The following is a 3,158-nucleotide window of genomic DNA, read 5'->3' as shown; positions in this document are numbered from 1 at the left end:
TCCATAATAGTTCCACTTTTTAGCGTGATACGCTTTTTACAACTCTTACACTCATAGCTTAACCTACTTTTAATCCAAAAAAAATCTGTCTTTTCACACTTGCATTTCAAACCTATTTTATCGCGTTTCGCTTTAAAATGCGCAATACAATTGGCTTCACTACTAAATTCGACTCCAAAACTAAAAATATTCATACCCAATAATTTATCTATCAAACAAATATACAAAAATATGAGCAATTACGGATATACATTTAAATTATCTCTAAAAGGAAGATAATTACTTTATAAGGTAAATGTTACCTTAAAAATAAATTGTCGAGGTCGTAACAAAAAATTTGTTTCTAAGTAAGTAAAATCGCTAATATCGACGGATCTAAAAGTCGAAGTATTAAGTAGGTTATTGAGCTGAAATTCAAAATCGATTTTTCTTTTTTTAATTGAATATCTATAAATGAGATCTGAAAATACAAATTCTGTTCTTTCGGAGAAAAAATTATTTGTAGTATATTCTGTTCGTAGCGAAATAAAGTTCTGCTTGCCTGTAAAAAAAGTTAAAGTTGCTAAATGATTTTCCTGGGTTACCGCTGGGTTTTCTTGATTTTGAATTAGCGTTCTCATTATAATCCAAGTGGATTGATATTCAAATGTAAATCTATCTGTAAAATCAATTTCCACTTTATTCCCAAAATTATAGGTTTGATTATTTACTTTAGTTAAGTTGTCATTTAACAGTTGAAAATTAGTACTTAAACTATAGCTTGCATTAAGTATTAAATTTGTTTGAAGCGTTTTAAATTTTTTATTGAATCGCGTTGCAACACTTTGACTTTGTTGTAGGTTATCTTGCTGTATCGCCTTTAATTCTGTTGTTCCATTTTCCAAAATTTCAGATTGATAAGTTATATTAGTTTTATTAGTAGCGTTTGAATACATTAAATGCCAAAAAAATGATCTCATCGGATTTCGGTAAAAAATTCCACTACTAATTGTTTGATCCAAATTTTGGGGTAGTGGTGCATTGATTCGTCTAATACTCCTGTAATTTTGAAGGATGTATGCGTAATGTAGTTGGTTAATGTTGCCGAACTGATTATTCAAGCTTAATACTGTATTTAATTTCCAAAAATTGTTAACGTCATACGTAGCAGATAATCTAGGCTCAAATGTAATTCTACTAAAATTTTCTCCTTTACTTATTTTTTCGTCCTTTACATTAAACGAATATAAATTGGTTGGTAACGCAAAATCGAGCGACCAGCGATTTCTCTTATACTGAGTTTGGACTTCAATAAAAAGTTTCGTTTTTAACCAATCTAAATCGTTGCTAAAATTATTTGATAAATTAATATTTTCTGATGATTGTATTTGACTCGATAAGTTTTGGTTTTCCAATTGAAAACCAAATTTGGAATCAACCGATATCCCGCCAAAACCTTTTGTAAAGCTTATGTAATTATCCGCAAGGATTTTTTTTAAATTAACGTTTTGAGAAATTTCTTTGTAAGGTATATTATTGTTTATTAGATTAGGAAACTGTCCTGGATTAATCGTCAAGCTTTGAGGTGTCCTATTAATACTAATAAATGAATATAATGTAAGTAGTTTCTTCCCTAGTGGTAAAATGGTTTTTAAATTATTAGAGAGTTTAAAAAATCTGTTACTAAGTTGCTGATCAATGTTTTGTTCATTTATTACGATATTACCGCGTTGGCTATCCCAAAAACCTTGAAATTCAAAGCTATTTTTGAAATATTTTTTTTCAGAATTTTTATGTAACGTTAGATTTGTCTGTAAAGAATTTAGAAACAAAAAGTTCTGGTTCTTTTCTAACAATTTAATTGTATCAGACGGAGTAATAAACTTTGTAAAGGTAGATCCATTTTGCTGTTGAACATCATTTAAATATGAAATATTTAGCCTAATTTCATAGTCATTTTTAAGTTTATGAAGATAATTTCCCGTAAGTAAATGTACATTATTATCAAGCCACCTTTTTTCCGTAAAATCTGGGGCTGATAATTGCTGAATAAATAGCCAGTCTGATTTTTCAGATTCACTGTTAGATGGATTTAATAAATTCTCAATAGTTAAATTTTTGAGTTGATTAGCAACATTGTTACCAACATTATTTGATTGTGCGCTAATCAACATTTGATTTTTTTTTGTGAAAAGCATAGGAGTAATATTTGACTCCCACAGTAAAGGTGAGAAACCGCTTCCTAACTGTGCGCTACCTGCAATTGTATAAGCATTCTTTAGCTTTATATTGATAGCAGCATTTTCAGAAAATTTTAAACTGTCCAGCGCTTTGATGGGTTGGTGATTTTCTAATATTTGTACTTGTGTAACTTCCTTATAGGATAAATTTTCATTTGCTAAGTTGTACTTTCCCTCCAATAAATCAAGTCCTTCAATGTAATATTTGTTTATTGGTTTTCCCTGATAGCGAATTTGACCGTCAGCAAGTACCTCAATCCCAGGAATCCTTTTTAAAACATCGCCAATACTTCTATCCTGTTCCTTTGAAAATGAGCCAACTGTGTATTTTATTGTATCCCCTTTTTGAATTATAGGTGGTGCTTTTACAACAACTTCGCTTAATTCAATTTCTTGCTCATTTAAAACGAAATTTCTTGTCCGGCTTTCATTTTTTAAGGTTTCAGTGATAGTTTTATACCCGATACAACTTAATTGAATATCAAATTCACTAATTTTATTGTCTATTTCTAAAACAAATAATCCGTCTTTATCTGTTGTACTAAATACTATAAGATCATCAGTGGATTTATAATTTATTAAAATATTAACATTATTCAGAGGCTCGTTATTTGAATTAGTTACTCCACCTCTAATTACAGTTTGAGAAAACAAAATGTTTGAAAAAAAAAGAAAGTAAAAGAGAATATTTATTTTCATGAAAGTATATAATGCAATTTTACTCTTTTGGAAACTCGATATCTAAAAACGGATGATTTCGTTCAACTTTAAAAATTCCTGCAAACCATTCTTTTTTATCTTTAGCGTCCTCAAAAATAGGTGAACCTTCTCCGTCTGTTTTTATTTTAAATCTAATTTTGTAAAAATTATTTTTAGTAGCTATCTTATATTCTTTCTTTACAGGTAAAGTTAGTTTTAAAGGACGTTTACCAATATCTT

Annotated in this window: 2 protein-coding genes and 1 pseudogene; all 3 read right to left on the bottom strand. The window is 29.0% G+C overall.

Going from position 1 to position 3,158, the window contains the following annotated elements; genetic code table 11:
- A pseudogene (locus ACIQ2X_RS15080) lies at positions 1–194 on the bottom strand (IS1595 family transposase); the annotation flags it as partial.
- Between the two features lie 90 nt (positions 195–284).
- Positions 285–2,918, bottom strand: a complete 2,634-nt coding sequence (locus tag ACIQ2X_RS15075) for a carboxypeptidase-like regulatory domain-containing protein (RefSeq protein WP_396179782.1) — start codon at positions 2,916–2,918, stop codon at positions 285–287.
- Between the two features lie 19 nt (positions 2,919–2,937).
- The coding region (locus ACIQ2X_RS15070; RefSeq protein ID WP_396179781.1) for a hypothetical protein at positions 2,938–3,158 on the bottom strand (221 nt) is incomplete at its 5' end.

This window comes from Flavobacterium sp., assembly GCF_044368625.1.
In the GTDB taxonomy this organism is placed as follows: Bacteria; Bacteroidota; Bacteroidia; order Flavobacteriales; family Flavobacteriaceae; genus Flavobacterium.
The sequence above is the reverse complement of the archived record's forward strand: the minus strand, read 5'-3'. Positions and strand labels throughout refer to the sequence as shown.